The 23,947-nt window shown below is 64.1% G+C and carries 21 protein-coding genes; 7 read left to right on the top strand and 14 right to left on the bottom strand.

Annotated features, from left to right (window positions below):
• Positions 1-139: 139 nt before the first annotated feature.
• From ACPJXG_RS01955 to leuS, 6 genes are all read right to left on the bottom strand, one after another.
• On the bottom strand, positions 140-757 hold the full coding sequence (locus ACPJXG_RS01955; protein WP_425253243.1) for a 2-hydroxychromene-2-carboxylate isomerase: 618 nt from the start codon (positions 755-757) through the stop codon (positions 140-142).
• A gap of 10 nt (positions 758-767) precedes the next feature.
• Entirely contained in the window at positions 768-1,205 is a 438-nt protein-coding gene (locus ACPJXG_RS01950; protein WP_034745744.1) for a CopD family protein, read from the bottom strand.
• A 69-nt stretch (positions 1,206-1,274) separates the two neighbouring features.
• A complete protein-coding gene (locus tag ACPJXG_RS01945) occupies positions 1,275-2,546 on the bottom strand; it encodes a glutamate-5-semialdehyde dehydrogenase (protein ID WP_425253242.1) in 1,272 nt (423 codons plus the stop codon).
• A gap of 17 nt (positions 2,547-2,563) precedes the next feature.
• The gene (gene holA / locus ACPJXG_RS01940) at positions 2,564-3,580 is read right to left on the bottom strand and encodes a DNA polymerase III subunit delta (RefSeq protein WP_425253241.1); all 1,017 of its coding nucleotides are present in this window, start codon (positions 3,578-3,580) and stop codon (positions 2,564-2,566) included.
• A 10-nt stretch (positions 3,581-3,590) separates the two neighbouring features.
• Complete coding sequence (lptE, locus tag ACPJXG_RS01935) at positions 3,591-4,187, bottom strand: LPS assembly lipoprotein LptE (protein WP_035822677.1); 597 nt, start codon at positions 4,185-4,187, stop codon at positions 3,591-3,593.
• A 2-nt stretch (positions 4,188-4,189) separates the two neighbouring features.
• A complete protein-coding gene (gene leuS, locus ACPJXG_RS01930; protein ID WP_425253240.1) occupies positions 4,190-6,829 on the bottom strand; it encodes a leucine--tRNA ligase in 2,640 nt (879 codons plus the stop codon).
• Positions 6,830-6,978: 149 nt separating this feature from the next.
• Between leuS and ACPJXG_RS01925 the strand changes: the two genes are divergently transcribed.
• Together ACPJXG_RS01925 and ACPJXG_RS01920 are read left to right on the top strand one after the other, a co-directional pair.
• Entirely contained in the window at positions 6,979-7,767 is a 789-nt protein-coding gene (locus ACPJXG_RS01925) for a DUF6597 domain-containing transcriptional factor (protein ID WP_425253239.1), read from the top strand.
• Between the two features lie 77 nt (positions 7,768-7,844).
• Positions 7,845-8,210, top strand: a complete 366-nt coding sequence (locus ACPJXG_RS01920; RefSeq protein ID WP_425253238.1) for a VOC family protein — start codon at positions 7,845-7,847, stop codon at positions 8,208-8,210.
• A gap of 157 nt (positions 8,211-8,367) precedes the next feature.
• Here ACPJXG_RS01920 and ACPJXG_RS01915 read toward each other — a convergent pair whose 3' ends face one another.
• Positions 8,368-9,273 carry a LysR substrate-binding domain-containing protein gene (locus ACPJXG_RS01915; RefSeq protein ID WP_425253237.1) on the bottom strand — a complete coding sequence of 302 codons (906 nt, stop codon included), beginning with the start codon at positions 9,271-9,273 and terminating at the stop codon, positions 8,368-8,370.
• 161 nt (positions 9,274-9,434) lie between these two features.
• On the opposite strand from ACPJXG_RS01915, the gene ACPJXG_RS01910 reads away from it, so the two are divergent.
• Both ACPJXG_RS01910 and ACPJXG_RS01905 read left to right on the top strand, forming a co-directional pair.
• Positions 9,435-10,613, top strand: a complete 1,179-nt coding sequence (locus ACPJXG_RS01910; RefSeq protein WP_219308371.1) for an acyl-CoA dehydrogenase — start codon at positions 9,435-9,437, stop codon at positions 10,611-10,613.
• Positions 10,613-11,860, top strand: a complete 1,248-nt coding sequence (locus ACPJXG_RS01905) for a CaiB/BaiF CoA transferase family protein (protein ID WP_425253236.1) — start codon at positions 10,613-10,615, stop codon at positions 11,858-11,860. The genes ACPJXG_RS01910 and ACPJXG_RS01905 overlap by 1 nt, the downstream gene beginning before the upstream one ends.
• Positions 11,861-11,865: 5 nt before the next feature.
• Here ACPJXG_RS01905 and ACPJXG_RS01900 read toward each other — a convergent pair whose 3' ends face one another.
• Complete coding sequence (locus tag ACPJXG_RS01900) at positions 11,866-12,795, bottom strand: LysR family transcriptional regulator (RefSeq protein WP_425253235.1); 930 nt, start codon at positions 12,793-12,795, stop codon at positions 11,866-11,868.
• 180 nt (positions 12,796-12,975) lie between these two features.
• On the opposite strand from ACPJXG_RS01900, the gene ACPJXG_RS01895 reads away from it, so the two are divergent.
• Both ACPJXG_RS01895 and ACPJXG_RS01890 read left to right on the top strand, forming a co-directional pair.
• Positions 12,976-14,493, top strand: a complete 1,518-nt coding sequence (locus ACPJXG_RS01895; RefSeq protein ID WP_425253234.1) for an FAD-dependent oxidoreductase — start codon at positions 12,976-12,978, stop codon at positions 14,491-14,493.
• A gap of 3 nt (positions 14,494-14,496) precedes the next feature.
• The gene (locus ACPJXG_RS01890) at positions 14,497-14,700 is read left to right on the top strand and encodes a hypothetical protein (protein ID WP_425253233.1); all 204 of its coding nucleotides are present in this window, start codon (positions 14,497-14,499) and stop codon (positions 14,698-14,700) included.
• 123 nt (positions 14,701-14,823) lie between these two features.
• Here the strand turns inward: ACPJXG_RS01890 and ACPJXG_RS01885 are convergent, their stop codons facing one another.
• From ACPJXG_RS01885 to ACPJXG_RS01875, 3 genes are all read right to left on the bottom strand, one after another.
• A complete protein-coding gene (locus ACPJXG_RS01885) occupies positions 14,824-15,894 on the bottom strand; it encodes a nitrilase-related carbon-nitrogen hydrolase (RefSeq protein WP_425253232.1) in 1,071 nt (356 codons plus the stop codon).
• A gap of 60 nt (positions 15,895-15,954) precedes the next feature.
• On the bottom strand, positions 15,955-16,809 hold the full coding sequence (locus ACPJXG_RS01880; protein WP_425253231.1) for a DUF1838 family protein: 855 nt from the start codon (positions 16,807-16,809) through the stop codon (positions 15,955-15,957).
• A gap of 79 nt (positions 16,810-16,888) precedes the next feature.
• Positions 16,889-18,457, bottom strand: coding sequence for an FAD-binding oxidoreductase (locus ACPJXG_RS01875; protein WP_425253230.1), 1,569 nt, complete (start codon positions 18,455-18,457; stop codon positions 16,889-16,891).
• Between the two features lie 272 nt (positions 18,458-18,729).
• Between ACPJXG_RS01875 and ACPJXG_RS01870 the strand changes: the two genes are divergently transcribed.
• Positions 18,730-19,749 (top strand): VOC family protein, encoded by a 1,020-nt coding sequence (locus ACPJXG_RS01870; protein WP_425253229.1) that lies wholly within the window; start codon positions 18,730-18,732, stop codon positions 19,747-19,749.
• A 32-nt stretch (positions 19,750-19,781) separates the two neighbouring features.
• Here the strand turns inward: ACPJXG_RS01870 and ACPJXG_RS01865 are convergent, their stop codons facing one another.
• The 3 genes from ACPJXG_RS01865 to ACPJXG_RS01855 are packed head-to-tail and all read right to left on the bottom strand — an operon-like array spanning position 19,782 to position 23,931.
• Positions 19,782-21,146, bottom strand: coding sequence for an amidase (locus ACPJXG_RS01865; protein ID WP_425253228.1), 1,365 nt, complete (start codon positions 21,144-21,146; stop codon positions 19,782-19,784).
• Positions 21,143-22,537, bottom strand: coding sequence for a phenylacetate--CoA ligase family protein (locus ACPJXG_RS01860; RefSeq protein WP_425253227.1), 1,395 nt, complete (start codon positions 22,535-22,537; stop codon positions 21,143-21,145). The genes ACPJXG_RS01865 and ACPJXG_RS01860 overlap by 4 nt, the downstream gene beginning before the upstream one ends.
• A 29-nt stretch (positions 22,538-22,566) precedes the next feature.
• Entirely contained in the window at positions 22,567-23,931 is a 1,365-nt protein-coding gene (locus tag ACPJXG_RS01855; protein ID WP_425253226.1) for an MmgE/PrpD family protein, read from the bottom strand.
• Between the last annotated feature and the right edge of the window lie 16 nt (positions 23,932-23,947).

The following is a 23,947-nucleotide window of genomic DNA, read 5'->3' as shown; positions in this document are numbered from 1 at the left end:
TTTTATCCGTTGAAAAACAATTAACTAAAAATCCTGCATATTACGTAGGTCGGCTTAGCCCGCCAGGGCGTAAGCCGACGTGCGCTGCCGACTGAGCTTGTCGGATTACGCGCGGGGCGCTAATCCGACCTACATCTAATTACTTTACTAACAGCGCGCGCTCGACAAAATCGAGACGGTCCTGGCCCCAGTACCCTTCGCCATCGACGATGTACCACGGCGAGCCGAAGACGCTGGCGGCGGTGGCCGCTTCCGTGTTGGCGTCGTATTCGGCCTGCACGCTGGCCGTTTCCGACGTTTTCAGCAACTGGCGGCCATCGAAACCCGCGTCAATGGCGATCTGCACCAAGGTTTCCTCGTCGCCGATGTTGCGCTCTTCGGCCCACAGGCCGCGCATGATGGCGTGCGCCAGGTTCAGCGAGGCTTCCACGCCGTGCGCCAGGCGCGTGGCGATGATCAGCTTGGCCGACGCTTCCGGCGACACGGGGAAGAACTTCGGCTGCAAGGTCAATGGCACTTGCAGAAAGGCCGACCAGCGCGCCAGTTCGGCCAGGCGGTAGGCCTGGCGCTGCGGCGCGCGCTTGGCCAGCGGCAGGCCGCCCGACACGCTGAAAACCTTGCCCAGGTCGAAGGGACGCACGTCGATCTGCGCACCCGTCTTGGCGGCGATGGCCATCAGGCGCGCGTGACCCAGATAGGTCCATGGCGAGTGGGGCGCGAAGAAATACTGCACGACTTTGCTCTGGCTTGCACTCATCTCGACTCCCTTAGAAAGGCTTGACCACGACCAGCACGACGACGGCCAGCAGCATCACCACCGGCACTTCATTAAACCAGCGGAACCAGGTGTGGCTGCGCTTGTTGAGACCTTTTTCAAACTTGCGCAGGATGGAACCGCAAGCGTGGTGATAGCCGAGCAGCAGCACCACGAACGTCAGCTTGGCGTGCATCCAGCCCGGCATCTTCATGCGGCCTTCGCCCCCGCCATACAGCATCCACATCAACGCCAGCCCCAGCACCATGGCCGGCAGCGCCAGCAGCGACATGAAGCGGTACAGCTTGCGCGCCATCAGCAGCAGGCGCTCGGTGGCGACCGTTTCCGTCTCCATCGCCAGGTTCACGAAGATGCGCGGCAAGTAAAACAGGCCGGCGAACCAGGACATGACGAAGATGATGTGGAAGGCTTTGGTCCAGAGAAAGAGCATGGGGTTCCCAGTGTCGGAGGTGGAGAAAAACGAGAGCACGGGCCGCCTTGTGAGCCGCCCGCGAGGAGACTACTTGCGGATTTCGCCGTGGCCAAAGACCACGTACTTGAGCGAGGTCAGGCCTTCCAGTCCCACCGGACCGCGCGCATGCAGCTTGTCGTTCGAGATGCCGATTTCGGCGCCCAAGCCATATTCGAAGCCGTCGGCGAAACGCGTTGACGCGTTCACCATCACCGAGGCGGAATCGACTTCGCGCAGGAAGCGCAGCGCGTCGCTGTAGTCTTCCGTGATGATCGATTCCGTGTGCTTCGATGAATACTGGTTGATGTGATCCATCGCTTCGTCGATGCCGTCGACCACCTTCACCGACAGGATGGCCGCCAGGTATTCGGTGGACCAGTCTTCCTCGGTGGCCGGCACCAGGTGCGGATAGGCAGCGGCGGCCAGGATCGCATGGCTTTCCGGATCGGCGCGCAGTTCCACCTGCTTGGTCAAATACAGTTCGGCCAGCTGCGGCAGCACGGTGGCGGCGACGGCGCGCGACACCAGCAAAGTTTCCATGGTGTTGCAGGTGCCGTAGCGGTGGCACTTCGCGTTGAAGCCGATATCGATCGCTTTTTTGATATCGGCCTTGGCGTCGATATACACATGGCAGATGCCATCGAGGTGCTTGATCATCGGCACGGTGGCCTCGGCCATCAGGCGTGCGATCAAGCCCTTGCCGCCGCGCGGCACGATGACGTCGACGAATTGCGGCATGGTGATCAGCGCGCCGACGGCGGCGCGGTCCGTGGTGTCGATCACTTGCACGGCATCGGCCGGCAAGCCCGCTCCCAGCAAGCCCTCGGCCACCAGCTTGGCCAGCGCGCGGTTGCAGTGTATCGCTTCCGAGCCGCCGCGCAGAATCGTCGCGTTGCCGCTCTTGATGCACAGGCCGGCCGCGTCCACCGTCACGTTCGGACGGGCTTCATAGATGATGCCGATGACGCCCAGCGGCACGCGCATCTGGCCCACCTGGATGCCCGTCGGGCGGAATTTCATGTTCGAAATTTCGCCGATCGGATCGGCCAGCGAGACGATCTGCGTCAAGCCTTCGACCATGGTGGCGATGGCCGCGTCGGACAGGGTCAGGCGATCGAGCATGGCCGGCGCCAGACCGGCGGCGGCTGCCGCGTCCAGATCGCGCTGGTTGGCCGCGCGCAGCAGGTCGGCATCGCGCACGATGGCGGCGGCGATCAGGCTCAAGGCGCGGTTGCGCGTGGCGCTGTCGGCACGCGCCATGGCGCGCGAAGCGGCGCGCGCGCGCGTGCCCACGTCCTGCATATATTCTGTGATGTCCATGCTCGTATCCATAAAAGTTAACCCTTGGCGATCTTCAGGCCCAGTTGCAGCATGGCGTCCCAGGCGTCGCCCGCGTAGCCCTTGGCGCGCAAGCCCTTGATCATCTTGTCCACCTGCGCCGCCTGCTGCAGCGCCGCTTCCAGCACCGGCAGCGAAATGCGCCGCAGGGCCGGCTCCATCATCCGCTCGCGCGGACCCCAGATGCGGCATTCCTTCAGCAGTGCGCCCAATGGACGCCCTTGCGCCATGCCGGCCTTCAATTTTAACAGCGTGCGGATTTCCTCGGAGACGGCCCACAAGACCAGCGGCAGCGCCTCGCCCTCGCCCTTCAAGCCTTCGAGCATGCGCACCAGGCGCGCCGGGTCGCCAGCCAGCATGGCTTCGGACAGCTTGAAGACATCATAGCGGGCCACGTTCAGCACCGCGTCCTGCACTTGCTCGTACGTCAGCTTGCCCGCGGCATGCAGCAAGCCCAGTTTCTGGATTTCCTGGTGCGCCGCCAGCAAATTGCCTTCCACCCGCTCGGCGATGAAGTCGATGCTGGCCCGTTCGGCGCTTTGTCCCTGCGCGGCCAGGCGCTGCGATATCCAGGCCGGCAACTGCGCCCGTTCCACGTTCGGAATGTCGATATACACGGCCGCCTGCTGCAGGCTGGCAACCCACGCCGCCTTCTGCGTGGCCCAGTCCAGCTTGGGCAAGGTGATCAGGGTCAGATTGTCGGGGCTGAGGTTTTTCGCGTAGCTTTGCAGCGCCGCGCCGCCATCCTTGCCCGGCTTGCCGGTGGGGATGCGCAGCTCGATCAGTTTTTTATCGCCGAACAGCGACAGCTCCTGGTTCGCCGCCAGCAGTTCGCCCCACTTGAAGCTGCGCTCCACCGTCAGCACGTCGCGCTCGGAGTAACCCTGCGCGCGCGCCGCGCGGCGGATCTTGTCGGCCGCTTCCAGCGCCAGCAAGTGTTCGTCGCTGGTGATCACATACAGCTGCGCCAGCGGCTTGGCCACATGCCCATCGAGCGCGTCTATCCGCAATTGCATGGCGTCCCCGTTACTGCTGCGGGGCTGGCGCGACCGGCGTCACGGGCGCCACTGGCGCCACCGACATGGCCGGCAGCACCGGCTTGATGGCGGCCAGGCGGCGCATGATCTGCTGCACCAGGTCGTTGCGCATGTCGCGGTACAGCGCCGCTTCTTCCGTTTCCTTGGCCAGTACCTGCGATTCGTCGAAGGTGATCGGACGCACAAGGCTGATGGTGGTCGGCGCCAGCAACTGGTTGCCTTCCTTGTCCAGCACGCGGAAATTGATCGAATAGCCAAGTTGGTACTCTTGCACGCGGCCATTTTTGTTCAGCGACAAAATGGTCTTGGTACGATTCCTCTCCGGGTCGTTGAGCACTTCAAGGACGGCGTCGGCGCCATCCTTGGTGCTCACCACCTCCGTGCTGCCAATGGCGCGGATATAGCGCTTCAGGCCGATCGCCAGCGGCGACGTGTCGGGCAAGCCGATGTACATCGTCGCGAACGGCAGCATGAAACTGCCGTTCGAACCGCGCAAATGAAAGCCGCAGGCCGACAGCAAAACAGTCAGGCCCAATGCCAGCACGGCGCGGCGGCCCAACAGCGATACTTGAGAGGAAGTCGTCATGATTACACCACGATGCTGATTAACTTGCCTGGCACGACGATGATCTTCTTCGGCGTGGTCTCGACGTACTTCTGCACACTTTCGCACGCCAGCGCAGCCGCTTCGATGCTGGCCTTGTCCGCATCTTTGGACACCGTGATCGAGCCGCGCAGCTTGCCGTTCACCTGGATCATCATCTCGATCTCGGACTGTTCCAATGCGGCCGGGTCGACCTGCGGCCAGGCCACGTTGAGCAGGTCGCCGTGCACGCCAGCGTAGCCGAGTTCCTGCCACAGCACGTGGGTGATGTGCGGCGCGACAGGGTTCAACAGGCGCAGGAAGATGGAGAAGCCTTCGGCGATCAGCGCCTTCGACTGCGCGCTGTCATCGAGCTTGGCCGATTCCAGCGTGTTGAGCATCTTCATGCAGGCCGACACGACGGTGTTGTACTGGATGCGCTTCAAGTCGTAATCGGCTTGCTGCAGCAGCTTGTGCAATTCGCGGCGCAGGTTTTTCTGCGCGTCGCCCGTGGCAGGAGCGGCGCCGCCAGCCAGCGCGGCCTGGATCGTGGCCGACTGGGCGTAGCCGAAGTTCCACACGCGGCGCAGGAAACGGTTCGCGCCTTCGACGCCGCTGCCCGACCATTCCAGCGTCTGTTCCGGTGGCGAGGCGAACATGGTGAACAAACGGGCCGTGTCGGCGCCGTACTGCTCGATCTGCGCTTGCGGGTCGATGCCGTTGTTCTTCGACTTCGACATTTTTTCCGTGCCGCCGATTTCCACCGGCTGGCCATCGGCCACCAGGACGGCGCTTTGCGGACGGCCCTTGTCATCGAGCGACAGGCGCACGTCGTCCGGATTGAACCAGGTGGTCTTGCCCACCGCGTCCTTGCGGAAATACGTTTCGTTGAGCACCATGCCTTGCGTCAGCAGGTTGACGAACGGCTCGTCGAACTTGACCAGGCCGAAGTCGCGCATGATCTTGGTCCAGAAGCGCGCGTACAGCAAGTGCATGACGGCGTGTTCGATGCCGCCGATGTACTGGTCCATCGGCATCCAGTAATCGTTGCGCGCGTCGACCATGGCGTCGTTCGAGCCTGGCGAGGTATAGCGCATGTAGTACCACGACGAATCGACGAAGGTATCCATGGTGTCCGTCTCGCGGCGCGCCGGCTTGCCGCACTGCGGGCAGTCGCACTGCAAAAAGGCTTCGTATTTGTTCAGCGGATTGCCCGTGCCGTCCGGCACGCAGTCTTCCGGCAGCACCACCGGCAAATCTTTTTCCGGCACCGGCACCACGCCGCAGTCCGCGCAATGGATCATCGGGATCGGCGTGCCCCAGTAGCGCTGACGCGAAATGCCCCAGTCGCGCAGGCGGAACGTGGTTTTCTTTTCGCCCAGGCCCAGTTCTGCCAGGTCGGCGGCCACCGCATCGACGGCGGACGCGAAATGCAGGCCGTCGTAGTTGCCGGAGGCGACGCAGACGCCATCCTTGCTGCCATACGATTCCTGCCAGGCGTCCGTCGAAAATTCCTGGCCCTTGACTTCGATCACTTGCTTGATCGGCAGATTGTATTTCTTGGCGAAGCCGAAATCGCGTTCGTCGTGCGCCGGCACGCCCATCACGGCGCCATCGCCGTAGGTGATCAGCACGTAGTTGCCGACCCACACTTCCACTTGCGCGCCCGTCAACGGATGGGTGACGAACAGGCCGGTCGGCATGCCCTTCTTCTCCATCGTCGCCATGTCCGCTTCGATCACGGAACCGAGCTTGCATTCGGCGTTGAAGGCGGCCAGTGCAGGATTGCTTTGCGCGGCGTGGATGGCCAGCGGGTGCTCGGCGGCCACGGCGCAGAAGGTCACGCCCATGACCGTGTCCGGACGGGTGGTAAACACATACAGCTTGCCGTCGCCGATCAGGCTGCCTTCGGCATCCTTGATCTGGTGCGGGAAGGCGAAGCGCACGCCGGTCGACTTGCCGATCCAGTTGGTCTGCATGGTGCGCACGCGCTCGGGCCAGCCCGGCAGCTTGTCGTCCACATACGCCAGCAATTCTTCTGCGTAATCGGTGATGCGCGCGTAGTACATGGGGATTTCGCGCTTCTCGATCAGCGCGCCCGAACGCCAGCCGCGGCCATCGACCACTTGTTCGTTGGCCAGCACGGTCTGGTCGATCGGATCCCAGTTCACGGTACCGGTCTTCTTGTAGATGATGCCTTTTTCCAGCATCTTGAGGAACATCCACTGGTTCCATTTGTAGTATTCGGGCTTGCAGGCGGTCATTTCGCGCGACCAGTCGATGGCCAGGCCCATCGATTCCATCTGCTGCTTCATGTGGGCGATGTTCGAATACGTCCATTGCGCGGGCGGCACGTTGTTGGCCATGGCCGCGTTTTCCGCCGGCATGCCGAACGCATCCCAGCCCATCGGCATGAGCACGTTGTAGCCGTTCATGCGCAGGTAGCGGTACATCACATCATTGATCGTATAGTTGCGTACGTGACCCATGTGCAGCTTGCCCGAAGGGTAAGGCAGCATCGAGCAGGCAAAATACTTGCCTTTAGGGAAACGTGGGTCGTGTTCGACGGCTTTATAGGCGTCGATCGCCTTCCAGTGCGATTGGGCGGCTTGTTCGACGTCGGCGGGACTATATTTATCTTGCATGATGATGTGCGACCAGCGTGGCCCGGCCAATAGTGGATATGAACCGAGCATTATACTGGTTGTCGCCGTCTGATAGCGCGGCGCGCTGGCGGCCCGGGCGCGCATATTTTGGCCGGCGCGCAATTCTGCTGTGTAATATATGCACAATCTTGTTCTTTGCATCAAAGCCGGCCATGATCGTCTACCAGGAATATCCGCCCCTCCCCGCCCTGCGGCCCTGGCTCGATTGCGTCTGGACCTGCCGCGTGCAGACGGGCGCCACGCCCGTCACGCACCAGGTCTTGCCCGACAATTGCATCGACATCCTGTGCCAGGACCAGCAGGACGCCAGCTTTGCCGTCGGCATGATGACGGTGCCGATTGCCGTCGTCAGTCAGGGCCTCGTGCAAACGGTGGCGGCCCGGTTCAAGCCGGGCGCGGCCGCCCGCTTCTTCCAGCTGCCCTTATGCGAGCTCAGCGACGGCCGCACGGGCTTGCAGCAGCTGTGGGGCCGCGAGCTGGCCGCGCGCCTCGGTGACGCCCTGTGGAGCGAGCCCTTGTCGAATGCGCAAAGAGTTTCTATTTTGCAAGAGTATCTGCTGCTGCGCCTGCGCACCGCGCCGCCACGGCGTCAGGCGGGCGCGGCCGAGCATGCCATCGCCGCCATCGAGGCGGCAGCGGGGCAAGTGCGCGTGGACGGCCTGGCGCAGCAGCTGGGCGTGTCGCGCCAGCACCTGGCGCTGCAATTTCGCCAGCAAGTGGGCATCAGTCCGAAGCTGTTTGCCCGCATCTGCCGCTTTCGCGCGGCCAGCGCCGGCATGCAAAACCTGGCGGGACAACAGGACTGGGCGCAAGTGGCCTTGCAGTATGGTTATTTCGACCAGTCACACCTGATCCACGACTTCCAGGATTTCGCCCGCAGCTCGCCCGAGGCGTGGCTGGCGGGCAGGCGCACTTGAACACCTTCCATTTTTACAATCACACGCCGCGCGCCAGTGGCATGATGGTGTGATTCTTCATTCACCAGGAGCAGAACATGATCAAGGGTTTACGTACCGTCACCTATCCCGTCCCCGACCTGGACCAGGCCAAGGCTTGGTACAGCCAGGTATTCAATACCACGCCCTACTTCGACCAGCCGTTCTATGTCGGCTTTGCCATCGGCGGCTTCGAGCTGGGCTTGCTGCCAGATGGCCAGCCTGGCGCGCAGGGCAGCGTGACGTACTGGGGCGTGGACGGCATCGAGCAGGAAGTCGAGCGCATCGTGGCGCTGGGCGGCAGCCTGCACCATCCGATCACGGACGTGGGCGACGGCATCCGCACGGTGGAATTGCTCGACCCCTACGGCAACCAGATCGGCCTGATCGACAATCCCCATTTCGACACCGGCAAAGTCGTTTAAGAGCCTATCCCAGTAGGGAGCGTCTTCTGCTGGCAGTTCATCAGGAGCGCGGACAAGGCGTGAGGAGGACGCGTGGCGAGCCACGCGACGACGATCAACGCAGTCCCCGCTTCTGAGGGGCGCCAGCAGGGGATGTATTCATCTACTGGGATAGGCTCTAAGCCGCTTCGCCCTGCAGCCATGCGCGAAATTGCTGCAGGGCCGTCTTTTCATGCGCCGTTTCAGGCGTGATCAGGTAATAGGCGCGCTGACCGCGCAGTGGGTGCTCGCATGCGATGCGCAATTCGCCACGCGCCAGTTCCGCTTCGACCAGCATGCGCGGCAGCAAGACCACGCCCTGCCCTTGCACGGCCGCCATGGCCAGCATGGAAAACAGTTCATAGCGGGCGCCATAGTGCGCCCCATCGCGTCCTTCTCCCTCGACCTGCATCGCGTCAAACCACTGGCGCCAGGCGCCCGGGCGCGTACTTTGCTGCAACAAGGTCAGTTCCAGCAAATCCTGCGGCTGCCACTCGCTGCGCGCCGCCAGCAGGCGCGGGCTGGCGACGGGCACGATTTCTTCATGCATGAGCAAGGTGGCGCGCGTGCCGGGCCAGCGCGCCAGTTGCTCTGGCGTGCCGGCATACAGGGCGCCGTCGTATTCCGTATCGGCAAACATGAACGGTTTTGTATACGCGTCGATATGCACGACGATGTCCGGGTGCAGCCCCGCCAACGAGCCAAGACGCGGCATCAGCCAGCGCGTGGCAAACGTGGGGACGGAAGCAAGCTGCAAGGCACCGCCGCCGCCTTGGCGCGCCATGGTGTCAAGCGTGTCGCGCTCCAGGCCATCGAGGCGGGCCGCGATCTGCCGCGCATACGCGGCGCCGGCGCTGGTCAGCAGCACGCCATGGCGCGTGCGCTGGAACAGTTGCACGCCAAGAAAAGTTTCCAAGGATGAAATCTGGCGCGACACGGCGCTTTGCGTCAGCGACAGTTCGCGCGCCGCATGCGTGTAGCTCTGGTGCCGCGCAGCCGCCTCGAAGCAGTTCAAGGCTTGCAGCATGGGGATTTTGCGTGACATGGGGGGTATCCGGCCAGTGAAAGACCCCTAGTATGCCGCAAGATATGCGCAAAACGCATGTCTGGGTGCGAAAAAATCGTTTGCGCAAGGCTAGGCAAAAACCTACCATGAGCCATATTCAATCTTGCGCCGATCACCGGCGCTCACCTGCGAGGCCTGTGATGAGCAAAACCGTATTCGACTGGAATTCCCCCCTGCTGCTGGAAGATCAACTGACGGGCGACGAACGCGCCGTGCTGGAAGCGGCACGCGACTATTGCCAGGGCAGCCTGGTGCCACGCGTACTTGAATCGTTCCGCCATGGCCGCACGGACGCGGCCATCTTCCGCGAAATGGGCGAGCTGGGCTTGCTGGGCACAACGATCCCTGAAGAATACGGCGGCGCCGGCCTGAACTACGTCTGCTACGGCCTGGCCGCGCGCGAAGTCGAGCGCGTCGATTCGGGCTACCGCTCGATGATGAGCGTGCAATCATCGTTGGTGATGGTGCCGATCAACGCCTTCGGCAACGAAGAAACGAAACAGAAATACCTGCCGAAACTGGCGACGGGCGAATTCATCGGCTGCTTTGGCCTGACGGAACCGAACCACGGCTCCGACCCTGGCAGCATGGTCACGCGCGCCCGCAAGGTACCGGGCGGCTACAGCCTGTCCGGCGCCAAGATGTGGATCACCAACAGCCCCATCGCCGACGTGTTCGTCGTCTGGGCCAAGGACGATGAAGGCGCGATCCGCGGCTTCGTGCTGGAAAAAGGCTGGAAGGGTTTGTCGGCGCCGGAAATCCACGGCAAGGTCGGCTTGCGTACCAGCATCACCGGTGAAATCGTCATGGATGAAGTGTTTTGCCCGGAAGAAAACGCTTTCCCCGATGTGCGCGGCCTGAAGGGCCCGTTCACCTGCCTGAACAGCGCCCGCTACGGCATCGCCTGGGGCGCGCTGGGCGCGGCCGAAGACTGCTACCTGAAGGCGCGTCAGTACACGATGGACCGCCAGCAATTCGGCCGTCCGCTGGCCGCGAACCAGCTGGTGCAAAAGAAACTGGCCGACATGCTGACGGAAATCACCATGGGCTTGCAAGGCTGCTTGCGCCTGGGCCGCATGAAGGATGAAGGTTCGCCCGCCGTGGAAATCACCTCGATCATGAAACGCAACAGCTGCGGCAAGGCCCTCGATATTGCCCGCGTAGCGCGCGACATGATGGGCGGCAACGGTATTTCCGACGAGTTCGGCGTCATCCGCCACCTGGTCAACCTGGAAGTGGTCAACACCTATGAAGGCACGCACGATGTGCACGCGCTGATCATCGGCCGCGCCATCACCGGCATCGCCGCCTTCAACTAATGGACGCCTTGGCTTCCACCCTGCGGCCCGCGCCGCTGGTCGGCTTGCGCGTGCTCGACCTGTCGCGCGTGCTGGCCGGCCCCTGGGCCGGGCAAATGCTGGCCGACCTCGGCGCCGACGTCGTCAAGGTTGAACAGCCGGGCCGCGGCGACGACACGCGCTCCTGGGGTCCGCCCTACCTGAAAGACGAGGATGGCCGCGACACGGCCGAGGCCGCCTATTTCCAGTGCGCCAACCGCAACAAGCGCTCGCTGTGCATCGACCTGGCCGCCCCTGAGGGCCAGGCGCTGGTGCGCAAGCTGGCGGCCGAATCGGACGTGCTGCTGGAAAATTTCAAGCTCGATGGCTTGAAGCAATATGGTTTGGACGCAGCCAGTTTGCTGGCACTCAACCCGCGCCTCGTCTACTGCTCCATCACGGGCTTCGGCCAGGATGGGCCGTACGCGGCGCGCGCCGGCTATGACTTTTTGATCCAGGGCATGGGCGGCTTGATGAGCATCACGGGCATACCCGATGGCCAGCCCGGTGCCGGGCCGCAAAAAGTGGGCGTGGCGCAGACGGACATCCTGACGGGCCTGTACGCCACCATCGCCGTGCAGGCGGCGCTGGCCGAACGGGAACGCTCGGGCCTGGGCCAGCACATCGACCTGGCCTTGCTCGACGTGCAAGTGGCGGCGCTGGGCAACCAGGCGGCCAATTACCTGTGCGGCGGCAAGGTGCCGCAGCGCATGGGCAATGCGCACCCGAACATCGTGCCCTACCAGGATTTTCCTACGGCCGATGGCGACATGATTCTGGCGATCGGCAATGACGGGCAATTCTCGCGCTTTTGCGCCGTCGCCGGCCATCCGGAATGGGCGCTGGATGAACGTTTCATGACCAATCCGCAGCGCGTGGCAAACCGGGCAATCCTGATCCCCCTGATGCGCCAGGCCACGGTCATGCGCACGACGGCCGAGTGGATCAGCGCCTTCGAGGCGCAAGCCGTGCCGTGCGGTCCCGTCAACCGCATCGACCAGGTGTTTGCCGACCCGCAAGTGGTGGCGCGTGGCTTGAAAGTGGAAATGCCGCATCCGACGGCAGGCACGGTGGCGCTGGTGGCCAACCCCGTGCACCTCTCAAGCTCGCCAGTGCAATACCGGCTGCCGCCACCATTACTGGGGCAGCATACGCAGGAAGTGCTGCAGCAGTGGCTGGGGTTGGACAGTGGAGAGATTGACGGCTTGCGCGAGCGCAAGGTCGTCTAGCCTGCTCAGCCAATGGGCTGGCAGGCAAGCAGGCGCCGGTACTTGCCGGCGGCCTGCCGCAAGGCCTCGATGGTGCTGGAAATCGCATCGTTGAAGGTCGTGTTACGCCGGTAAAACAGGGCGATAGGCCGCTCCCAGGAAAAACCGTCCAGGTTCAGGCACGACAGGTTGCCATTCTCGATCTCGCTGCCCACCAACTGTCGCGGCAGAACCGACAAGAACGGGCTGGACATCAAGATATTCTTGCAAAAGTCCAGCGAGGTGGTGGTGATCTTCGGCGTCGGGCAGTCCAGCCCGCGCGACGTGAAGGCGGCGCGCCAGCCCGCTTCGACCAGGCCCAGGTGCTTGCCGATGATCCATTCGCTGTCGCACAGGTCTTGCGCGCTGACATGCGCCGCATGGGCCAGCGGATGCTGCTTGCCGGCTACCACGCAATACAGTTCCGTGGCAAACACTTCGCGCTCCAGACCCTCGTAATCGCCAGCCCCATTGTCGATGCCGACAAACAAATCCATTTCGCCATGCATCAAGGCGTCGGCCGCCGCCGGCAAGGCGCCGGCGATCACGTCGAGGCGGATATCGTCGCGGTCGCGGTTCAGCGACAGCACGGCTTCGGACACCAGCTCGATGGCCGCCGTGGGACTGGAACCGAGCCGCACCCTGCCGCCGCTGGCCGCCAGCATGTCTTCCACCTTGCGCTGGAAGCCATCGGCTTCGGCCAGGATATTGTTGGCGTACATCACCAGCACCTTGCCCAGCGGCGTAGGGCAAGCCACGCGCTTGTCGCGCTCGACCAACTGCGCGCCGACGGCGCTCTCCAGCGTGAGGATATTGCGGCTGATGGCTTGCTGGGTGACGCCGATTTTTTCGGCAGCGCGCGAAAAACTGCCGCATTCGATGACGGCCAGGAAAGACCTGAGTTGACGTAGTTCCATAGTTGCCGATGGCAAAAATTTGATGGTACGGCAAAAGCCGCGCGCAAGCCAGCGGCGTCACCATATGTGGGGGCAATATGCGCTTCGCTTGTTGCCTACACGCTTTGGTTGTTGGCCAGATCGGCCGCCGCCATGCATAGTCAACTTTTAGAAAACGTATCCACCGAATGGAGAATTGACATGGCAAGTCTGCATAGTGTTACCACCTGGGCCGATGAGGCTGACATCGTTATTGCAGGCTTCGGCCTCGCCGCTTCCTGCGCCGCCATCGAGGCGCGCGACCTCGATCCGGATGCCGATATCCTGATCCTGGAAAAAATGCCCGAGCAGTTCGTCGGCGGCAATTCACGCGTGGCAGGCCAGTCGCTGCTGATTTCGCAAAATGCGGAAGCGCTGGTCGAATACCAGCGCGCCATGAGCCGTTCCAATCCCATCCCCGAGGACATGCTGCAAGAATGGGCCCAGCGCATGGTCAAGCTGGAACCGTGGATCGAAGCGCGCGCCGCCGAAGTGGGCGCCACCTACCTGCACGGCACCGGATTCACTTCGCGCGCAGTGGTGCTGGAGTTCCCCGAGTTCGGCGCCGCCGAAGCGGTGCACCATACGGCCACCATCCTGCCGCTGCCCAGCGGCGTGTGGCTGACCTTCAAGGCCAACGTCGACAAGCGCCGCATCCGCTCGGCCTTCAACGCCCGCGTGGTGGACCTGATCCAGGACCCGGACACACTGGAGGTATTCGGCCTGGTGATCGAGAAGGACGGGGAGCGCCGCAACATCAAGGCGCGCCGCGGCGTAGTGATGTCGACGGGCGGCTTCGAGAATAACCTCGACATGCAAAAGAATTATTTTGGCCTGTCGCGCGCCTATCCGCTGGGCACGCCGGGCAACACGGGCGACGGTCTGAGGATCCTGCAAAAGGCCGGCGCCGACATGTGGCATTTGCGCAACCAGGGCCAGTCGGGTGGCATCTGGCCAGGCTTCAGCTTCCCCGGCCACGATACGGTCTTCCTGCGCCAGCTGTTCTTCCAGTCCTTCAGCTGGATCGACGTGGCCGAAGACAACCGCCGTTTCGTCAACGAGACATCGGAACTGCAACTGACGCACTACAAGGAAAAGATCCGTGGCGAGTGGGTCGATACGGCACACCACCGCGTCGGCCGCATGCACATGATTTTCGATGACGTCACGCGCGCCTACAACCGCCTGGCCACCACCATCATGACCTGGAACGCCGTCGTCGAGGCTTATCCATGGAGCGAGGACAACAAGGCTGAAATCGACCAGGGCTGGATCGTGCAGGCCGACAGCATCGAGGAGCTGGCCATCAAAATCGGCCGCGATCCGCAGGAACTGGCCGCCACCGTGAACGGCTACAACGCCGCCTGCGCGGCCGGCGAAGATCCGGAATATGGCCGCTCGGCGGCCACGCTGCAGCCGATCGCGCAAGGCCCGTTCTACGCCATCGAACTGGTACCGGCGATCGTCTGCACCGGTGGTGGCGCGCGCCGCAACATCGAATCCGAAGTACTCGACCACCAGCACAAGCCGATTCCGCGCCTGTATGAAGCGGGCGAACTGGGTTCGATGTTCTCGAACCTGTACCAGAACGGTTCCTACCTGACCGAAGCCATGATCTCGGGGCGCGCGGCAGGCAAGAACGCCGTGGCCTTGAGCGACTGGCAAGCGGGCAAGGGCTAAGTCATGCGCGTCATTACCCCCGCCATGAAACTGCATGTGCGTATCGATGAAGCCACCAGGGCCGACGGCGAACTGGTGCTCAAAGGTGTTGCCGGCATGATGCCTTGCGAGACGCGCCTGTCGCCGCAGGAATTGCGCCAGCTGATCCGCCTGGTGCTGCATCCGAAGATCTTCATGGTGCTGTTTGCGCGCTCGAAAACTGAGTAGGCCTTGCGCAGGCGCCAGCCGAACCCGCCCGCGTGGCGGGTTTTTTCATGCGCGAAAATAAGGAGTGCGGGAAGGCCGCGCAGGCAGCATGGGTGCCGCACCGCGGCCCCATGCGGAAGAGAATCAGCCGCCGATGATGCCGTGCTCGCGCAGCGCGTCGATGGTCTGGCCCTGGATGCGGCCGAAATGGCTGCGCTCCGGAATGCACAGCGCACCATACGCGTCGAGCATGGTGTTGGGCGGATACACCGAGCCGCTGTAGGTGGCGGCAAACAGCTCCAGGCGCTGGCGCGACAGCATGTTGCCCATGCCGGGCTTGTTGCGATGGCGCCGCAAGGCATGCAGGTCGATGCTTGCATTGGCGGCCATCGACTCGCCGGAGCCGGCTTCGGCCAGCACTTCGCCATGGTAGTTGACGACCTTCGACAGGCCGTCGGTGGAACCGGAAGGCATGTCGACATCGAAGATGCGTCCGGTGTTGGCCGACACGATGTAGAGCGCGTTTTCATAGGCGCGCGCGCGCTTGGCGATATCTTTGGGCGTCAGGCGCGGGCTGGCCACTTCGCTCGACGAATGCAGGATCACCTCGGCGCCGCGCAGGGCCAGCGTGCGGACGATTTCCGGATACAGAATCTCTTCCGAGGCGACGCAGGCCAAGCGCCCCAGCGGCGTGTCGGCCACGGGGAACACCGCGTCGTAGCCGTAGCAGGCCAGGTAGCGGTCCCACACGTCGTGCGGCGTGGGCGCGTACAGCGAGATCAGGCGCCGGTAGCGCAGTATCAGCTCGCCCCGGTCATTCAGGATGAAACTGGCCTGGAAGTACAGGCCGGGGAAATGCACGTCCGTTTCATAGGCGTTGCCACAAAAGTACACGCCCGTGTCGCGGCACATCTGGCCCAGCCTCTGATATTCCTCGCCATCTGGCGCCAGGCATACCTTGTCGGCCCAGGCGGGAATGGCGTCGCCCAGCGGATAGCCGGTCAAAAAATATTCGGGCGCCACCACCAGTTTCAGATCGGGCCCGATGAAGGCCTTGCTGGCCCTGATCTGGCGTTCGACGCGCTCGATATTGCGCATCATGCTGGCGCGCGCCGTGGCCTTGTCGGGGCAGCCATTCACGGCGTAGCAGGCGGTTTGCAGGGCCAGCGCCTGGTACGATTCCAGGCGCGGCGCGGCGGGTTCGGACTGTGTCATCTGCATTGCTCCATGATCGTGATCGATGCGCGGCGCCGGCGGCGGCGCGCATCATCAGTGTTACTTCTTCTCGGCCTGCTTGAGCTGCTTGTAGAACAGCCAGCTGGTCATGTTCGGCGTCACATACTCGGCCGGAGCGTGACGGTACAGCGGATGGTGCTGCATGGTGTAGTCGCGCACATCGGCCGGCACGTCTTCCCATTTATCGAGCTTGCTGCCCGCGCCGCTGTAGATCAGGTAACCGGGCTTGCCGCCCATGTTCATCCAAGGCAGCCACGGGCCGCTGCGGAACCAGTTGTAGTGCGTCGGCACGGACGTGAGCTTGTCGTCCATCAGGTCGCGCGTATTGACGAAGAAGCCGAAATGCTCGGACGCCAGGTAGGTCGCGCCGGTCGACTGCTGCGGAAAGGCCTCCGGCTGCAGCGGGTTGGGATACATCAGCGGCACGTCCATCAGCATCGACGTCACGGCGCCATGCTGCAACCACGGGAACTGGTGTTTGTAGGTCTTCGGCGAAGGGAACTTGAAGTTGACGGGATCATTCGTCACCTGCACCACGTCGACCACTTCACCGGTGTAGGGATTGGTCCACTTGTCGATCAGTTTGCCAGTCTTGACGTCCTGGTAGTACGACACTTCGCGCGAAATCCAGTGATAGCCGCCATCGGGCTGCTTTTCCATGCGACTGATATTGAAGCCATAGGTCTTCAGGATGGGCCGCGCCTTTTCTCCGGGCAGCACGGCGAAAATGGTCGCCTGCCAGTCCACCACCACTTCCTTTCCCGTCAGGTCGCCGCGCATGCGCACATAGGCTTCCAGCTGTCCTTCCGAGGTGCTCAGGTCACTGGCCACGGCCGCCAGCGGCGCCGCCACAGCAGCGCCCAGCAGGGCCAACGCCATATACATTTTTTTCATCTTGCCACCCATCTTCACTCCTTCACCATCGCCAAAAAAAGTGCCGCGACAGGACGCGGCACACTATACGCAGACAGGATTACAGACCCAGGCTGCCAGGATTCATCAGACCACGCGGATCAAACAGGCGCTTGAGTCCTTGCACCGCCTCGCCAGCCGGTGCGCTCAGGCTATCGACATAGGCGTAGGTCCGGCCGATCTGGAAATTGATGCCGCCCATCTGCGCATACAGCTCGGCCAGTTCGCGGCGCATCTGGTAGACGGCGGCGCGCCCTTCCGGATTGGCCGGACGCCCGCGCCACGGACGGGTCAATTCCTCGCCCAGCACTTCGACGTGCAGCGGCAGGATTTCGTCGTACCAGTAGAAACATGGTTCGAGCAGGAAGGCATTGTAGAAATTCGAGGTCAGCGGCGAATACACGATCTGGTGGCGTTCCATCAGTTCGCGCCGCTCGGCAAAGAAGCGCTCCGTCGCCTGCACCGCCGCCATCGCCTTCGACAGCGGCAGCACCGCATGCACGGGCACCCAGCGCTGGCCGTCAAAGCCGAGCACCGAGCGCAGCGGCACGAACGGGCGCGCGCGCAGTACTTTCGGTATCGCGCCTTCCATCAAGGTGCCGCCGTGCTGCTTGGCCACGGCCGTGATCTGCGCCATGCGCTCCTGCACCACGGCGGCGTTGTCGCCTTCGACGGTAAGGTGAATCGAATACGCATAATCGGCCAGCGAACGGGCGCTCAACGCCACCTTGGCCGCATTGCGCACGCCGTCGAACAGCGACTTGCCGGACGAGGCCACGTCGAGCAGGGTCTTGGCGCCCGACACCAGCTTGTTGCCCATCTGCGAAGAATTGCGGATCTTGTAGTCGTCCACGCCGAAGCACTCGGTCGGCAGGCCACGCCGCGTCAGGTCCGTTTGCGCGGCGGTCATCTGCTCGATGGTGTCGAACCCGAACGAAGCGTAACCCAGGTCGGTGGCACGCGGGATCAGGCGCAGAGTGGCCGTTGCCTTGATGCCCAGGGCGCCGCAATCGCCGACAAAGATGCCGGTAAGGTCAGGGCCGCCCCAGCGCGAGAACGGTGTGCCGTTCTTGCGGCTGCCGGCGCCCGTAGCCAGCAAACTGCCGTCAGCCAGCACCACGCCCAGGCCGATCACCGATTCGGCTGCCGAGCCATGCTGGCCGGCGCCGAAGAAGATCGAGTTTTGCGACAGCGCGCCGCCGACGGTGGCCAGCAGGCCCGATAACGGCCCCCAGTACGGCGTGCCATAGCCGGTGCCGTCGAGCGCGGCGTACAGGTCGGCCCAGGTACAGCCCGCTTCGACCGTCACATACATGTCTTCCAGGTTGACTTCCAGCACGCGGTTCAGGCGCCGCATGTCGACCGTGACAAAGCCCGCCCGCTCAGGCAGGTAGCCGCCCGTGTACGACATGCCACCGCCACGCGGCACCACGGCGCAGCCGGCCGCCGTGACGCTGCCGACGGCCGCCGCCAGTTGCGCCACCGTGGCCGGCACCAGCACGGCGTCGGGCATGTGCGGCGACTGCTGGAAGACATCGTGGTTGAAGTGCTGCCGCTGCTGTTCCTGCGTCTGCACGCCGTCGGCGCCCAACTGGCGCATCAGTTCCGTCAAAAGCACTTGATTGATCATTCAATTTCCCAGGTTAGAAGAAAGCGGGCATGCGGGACAGCTGCACCGCGGGTCAGGCGACACGATAGTTGTCCGTACAAATTACAATTCAGGATAACAGCGCAGGCGGCGCGGCGCAAGCAGATTGCGCGCATTTCGCGGTGCCTTTCCAAACCCGGGAAAAGCGGCTCATGCAGTCTGCCGCAGATAGAGAGCCAGTACAACTTATTTGTCCGCCACATGCGGCATTTTGCCCACAAATACCAAGCATGCAACAAACTGTGCGAAACTACATGTCCGGACAAATTATTACCAGCCGGCCCGATGCCGGCGACTATGAGGAGCGAGACAGCATGGATACTTTCGAGATAGGCGGCTTCAGGGAGGCGGTGGTCATCGTCACGCAGATCGAACCGCACCTGGCAGCGTGGCTGGAGGTGGGAGGATGGGAACTGCGCCATCATGGCGCCGTGGATGCGGCCATCCTCGCTGCCTGGGGCTGCCCCGGTGTCGAGGCGCAGGAGTGGCTGGTGGCGCACCCGCAATGCGACACGGGGCTGGTGCGCCTGGTCAGGCTGGCCGATGCCGGCGAGAGGCCACAGATACGCAGCGACGACCAGTGCTGGGATACGGGCGGCATCTTCGACCTGAACGTGCGCGTGCTGGCCGTCGATGAAAAGGCGGCCGCCCTGCGCCGCCAGGGCTGGCATGGCGCCTCGCCGCCGATTCAGTGGGATTTTGGCGTGGTCAACGTCAAGGAGTGGCTGGCCAAGGGGCCGGACAACCTGCGCCTGGCGGTGATCGAAAGGGTGGCGCCGCCGTTGCAGGGCTTCGAGCACCTGCGCGACTTCAGCCAGGTCTTCAATTCGAGCCAGATCGTCTGCGACATGGAACGCGCGCTGGCCTTTTATTGCGGCGTGCTGGGCTTCCAGAATACCTACCAGTATCAGGCGGCGGCCTTTCCCGCCGGCGCGAATGTCTTCGGTCTGCCGGCCGAAGCGGCAGCCCAGGCTGGCCTGCACATCAACATCGTGCATCCACAAGGAAAAATGGAAGGCTCGATCGAGCTGGTGACCTTGCCAGGTGCCCAGGGACTGGATCTGTCGGCCGATGCACGCCCACCCAATACGGGCATGGCCGTGCTGCGCTTCCCCGTGCATGGCATGGCCGCTTTCGAGCGCCACCTGCGCCACGCCGGCGTCGCGCCCGCCTTCACGCGCCGCCTCGCGCAACTGGCGCCGTATGGCGAGGTGGAGCTGATCGGCCTGCGCGCGCCGGACGGCGCCTGGCTGGAATTCTACGCGGCGCAGTAAGAAACGGCGCCCGCGGGCGCCACCAACGGCAGCTATTCCAGCGGCGGGGCGCTGAACACATGGCCTGCCTGCTGCTGGTAAGCACAGGCCAGCGCCAGCAAGGCACTGTCGCTGCCATGCGGCCCGATGATCTGCAGGCCAGCCGGCAGCTCGCCCTGCGCCACGAGCATCGGCACGCTGACGGCCGGCACTCCGCTCATGTTGGCGATGCTGGTCAAATCGGCCTGGTTGGCCGGCACCGCCCCGCCAAACGCAAACGCGCGTTGCGGCGCGCTGGGCAGCAGCACGAAGTCGGCGTGGCTGAACCAGTCATGCACGCGCAGTGCGGCCGCATCGATCACGCGGTGCGCGCGCGCCAGACTGGACAAGTCCCTGGCAGCGGCAAAATCGAGCATGCCCGCCAGCGCCGGCGAAAAATTTTGCGGCTGCGCCAGGCGGTCGGCGCCATGCTCGATCAGCAGATCGCCTTCGCACACCAGCAGGCCGGCGCGGCGCGCGGCGGCGAAGCCGTAATCGGCAAAGCTGACGCGCAGCAGCGCATGGCCCTGCGCTTCAAACAACGCCAGTTGCGCCTCGAACAGGGCCGCCACGTCGGGCGCCACGCCCAGGGCAGGCAGATCCGATGGCGCCAGGAAACGCAAGGGACCGGCCGGCAGCGGCGACAGCACCACTCGGCGCGCTTCGGCGCAGGCGGGATCGAACTGCGCCAGCACCTCCAGCAGCAGTTGCAGGTCGCGCGCCGAGCGAGCCATCGGCCCAAGGGTGTCCAGACGGTAGCCGCAGGCGACGCTGCCGCCCGTGCTGACCACGCCACGACTGGGCTTGAGCGCCGCCACGCCGCAGTACGATGCGGGGATGCGCACCGAACCCATGGTGTCACTGCCCAGCGCGGCCGAGGCCAGGCCGGCCGCCACGGCGCAGGCCGAGCCGCCGCTGGAGCCGCCCGGCGTGTAACCGTGACGGTGCGGATTGTGGCAGTCGCCGAAATGCGGGTTCTGGTTGGTCGCGCCCAGCGCCGCCTCATGCATGTTCAGCTTGCCCAACATGACGGCGCCCGCCGCGCGCAACTGGCGCACCACGAAGGCGTCGGCCAGCGCAAGGCGACCGCGCCGTGTCGCCATGCCGGCGGTGGTGGGCATGCCCGCCACGTCGATATTGTCCTTCACGGCGATGCCGATGCCGTCCAGCGGGCCCAATGCGCGGCCCTCGGCACGGCGCGCATCGGACTGGCGCGCCGCCGCCAGCGCGCCCTGCGCATCGACATGCAGATAGCAGTTCAGGCGCGGGTTATGGCGCTCTATGCGCGCCAGTAGCTGCTGCGTCAGCGCCACGCTGGTGAGCGCGCCGTCGGCCAGCGCCGCCGCCTGAGCAACCACGTCGAGCATGGCCGCCGTCATTGGAAGCGCCGGTCGATCAGGCGCACCGGTTTCTGGCGCGTCTCGGTGCCCGTCAATGCCGCCAGCGCGCGCGGCGCCACCAGCTCGACGCGCATTTCCACACCCAGCCGCTGCTTGAGCAAGGTTTCGTAGGCGAGGCGTTCGGCGTCGTCGATGGCGCCGCGCGTTTCAATCGAGACGATCAGTTCATCGCGTCCGCTGGCGTCGCGCACGGCCGTGCATATGAATTCGCCGCCAAAGTCGGCGCGCTCTTCCAGCAATGGTCCCAGCGCCTGCGGAAACACATTGATGCCGCGCAGCTTGACCATATTATCGCTGCGCCCCAGGAAGCCGGCGATGCGGCGGAACACCAGACCCAGCGGCGATGGCGTGGTCAGGACCTGCGTCACATCGTGGGTATTGAAGCGGATGATGGGATAGATGTCGTCCTTGTACAGGCAGGTGACGACCATGTCGCCATTTTCGCCGTCGGGCACCGGCAGGCCGCTGTCGACGTCCGTCACTTCCACATACTGCGCGTCTTCCATCAGGTACAAGCCATCATGGTCAGGGCCTTCGCCGGCGATGGCGCCCGTGTCGCCCACGCCATACCAGTCGTACATGTCGACCGCACCGCCCCAGGCCTGCGCCAGGGTTTCACGCGATTCGCGGCCCAGGTGGCCCGAGATCATGCGCAGCTTGATGTCCTTGCCCGGCTCGATGCCCTGCTGGCGCGCCACGTCGGCCAGGCGTTTGATGTAGTCGGCAAAGCCGACCACCGCCGTCACACCGAAGTCGCGCATCAACTCGACCTGGCGCACCGAGGGCGTCTCGACGCCGGTGCCTGGCGTGATCAGGGTGCTTTGCGTGTAATGCAGCACGGCTTCGCGCACATAGTGGCCGCCGTTGATCATGCCATGGCCATACACGGAATGCACGATGTCGTCATGCGCCATACCCTGCATGCGGTAGATGCGCGCCAGCAGCAGGCTCTGGATCTCGCGGCTTTTGGGGCTGAAGAACAGCGGCTGCGGACGCCCCGTGGTGCCCGACGTGGTGTGCAGGATCATCGGCGGCTTGCGGCCGTCGATGGCGATCTCGCGGCCATGGAAGTCGCCGAACGGCGGATGCAGGCGCACGCTTTCCATGATCTCGGTCTTCGAGATGATGGGCAGCCTGGTGATGTCGTCGAGACTGCGGATATCGCCCGGCTGCACGCCTGCCGCACCCCAGACGCGCTGGTAGAACGGAATCTGCCAGGCGCGCGCCACGCAGGACATGAAACGGCGGTTCTGCAGTTCGCGCAGGCTGGTGCGGCTCATTTCGCGGAAGTGGGCCAGGAAAGGTTCCCCCAGCGGATAGTCCTGCAATACTTGCTTGATGTCGAATGACTCGAAATACGTGGTATACATTTTTTCTCCGGGAAGGAACTAGTGTGAATTCAGGACGGCACGACCATCAGGTCGACCAGTTCGCGCACATCGGCCAGTTGCTCGATGTTGCACAGAGCGGCAGCCAGGGCGGCGATGCGCGGGGCATCGAAGTGGGGATCGGCGGAACGGCAGCAAGCCTCGAACTTGGCCATCTGCCGGGCCACATCGAACTTGCGGCCGGGGTGGCCCAGCACGTGCGGCAAATCGATCCGCAGGCGGCGCCCGTCGGCAAGCGTCACGGCCAGGCTCTGCGGCGCCAGCGCATTCGCGTCGGCCACCTCGTTGGGATGCCAGCTGACCTTGGCCGCCAGCGCATGCCAGCTGGTGTCAAGCAGGCGCGCGGGTGTAAAGGCATCAAGGCCCACGCCGCCTTCGCGCAGGACCAGTGCCACCAGATAGGGCAGGCATAACTTGGCGTAGTTGGCGTCCATGCCGGCGTGCGCCGGGCGCCCCACCAGGCGCAGCACCAGCGGCGGCGCGGCCAGTTCGATGGCGGCGATATCGGCCGCGCCGAAGCCATGCTCGCGGCGCAAGGTCAGCAAGCCATCGAGCGCGCCATGCGCGGCGCGGCCCGTGGGAAACGGTTTATGGCTCAATTGCGCGATCTGGAAGCGCCGCCCCAGTTCGGCGCTCGCGCGGCTCCAGTCGGCCTGGCCGTCGAACAGGGCGAAGTAACCGAACGGGCCGTCGAGGATATCTTTCGGGCCTTCGAATCCCTGCAGCGCCAGGTCCAGGGCGGTCAGCGCGGCACGCGCGTTCAAGCCTACCTGCAAGGCCAGCGCGGGCGATCCTTCCAGGTGCGCCTGCATGGTGCCCGACAGCTGGCTGTAGACCAGGCCCAGCGCGTTGTGCAGGGTGACGCGGTCGCAGCCTGCCAGCCTGGCCAGCGCCGCCGTGGCGCCCAGCGCGCCACACATGGCGGGCCGGAAAAAGCGCATCGGCGCGCCTTGCGCCATGCCGATCAGGGTAGCCACATCGACGCCCAGGGTCAGGGCCAGCACCAGCTGCTCGCCGCTGATGCCGCCTTCGCGTTCCGCGTAGGCCATCAGCGCTGGCAACACGGTAGCCATGGGATGCACCACGGCCGCTTCATGCACGCAATCGTATTCCTGATTATGCACCTGGTAGGCATTGAGCATGGCGGCCGAGGCGGCCGGCAGGTATTCGCCGCTGCACCAGACGCGGGCCTGGCGTGCTTCGCCCCACTGCCGGGCGGCGCGCAGCACCTGCGCCGTGCGCGGATGGCGCGCGCCAGACAGGCCCACGCCGACGCTGTCAAGGATGAAGGTCTTCGCCGCCTCGACTACGTCGGGCGGCAAGTCTTCATGGCGTGTGGCGAGCACGTGGTCCAGCAGAGAGTCGATGGCGGTCAAGGTGGTCTCGTAGTTT

It is taken from the genome of Janthinobacterium sp. NFX145 (assembly GCF_049810325.1).
GTDB classification, from domain to species: domain Bacteria; phylum Pseudomonadota; class Gammaproteobacteria; order Burkholderiales; family Burkholderiaceae_D; genus Janthinobacterium; species Janthinobacterium rivuli.
Note: the sequence above shows the minus strand (reverse complement) of the source record. Positions and strands in the feature narration are given on the sequence as shown.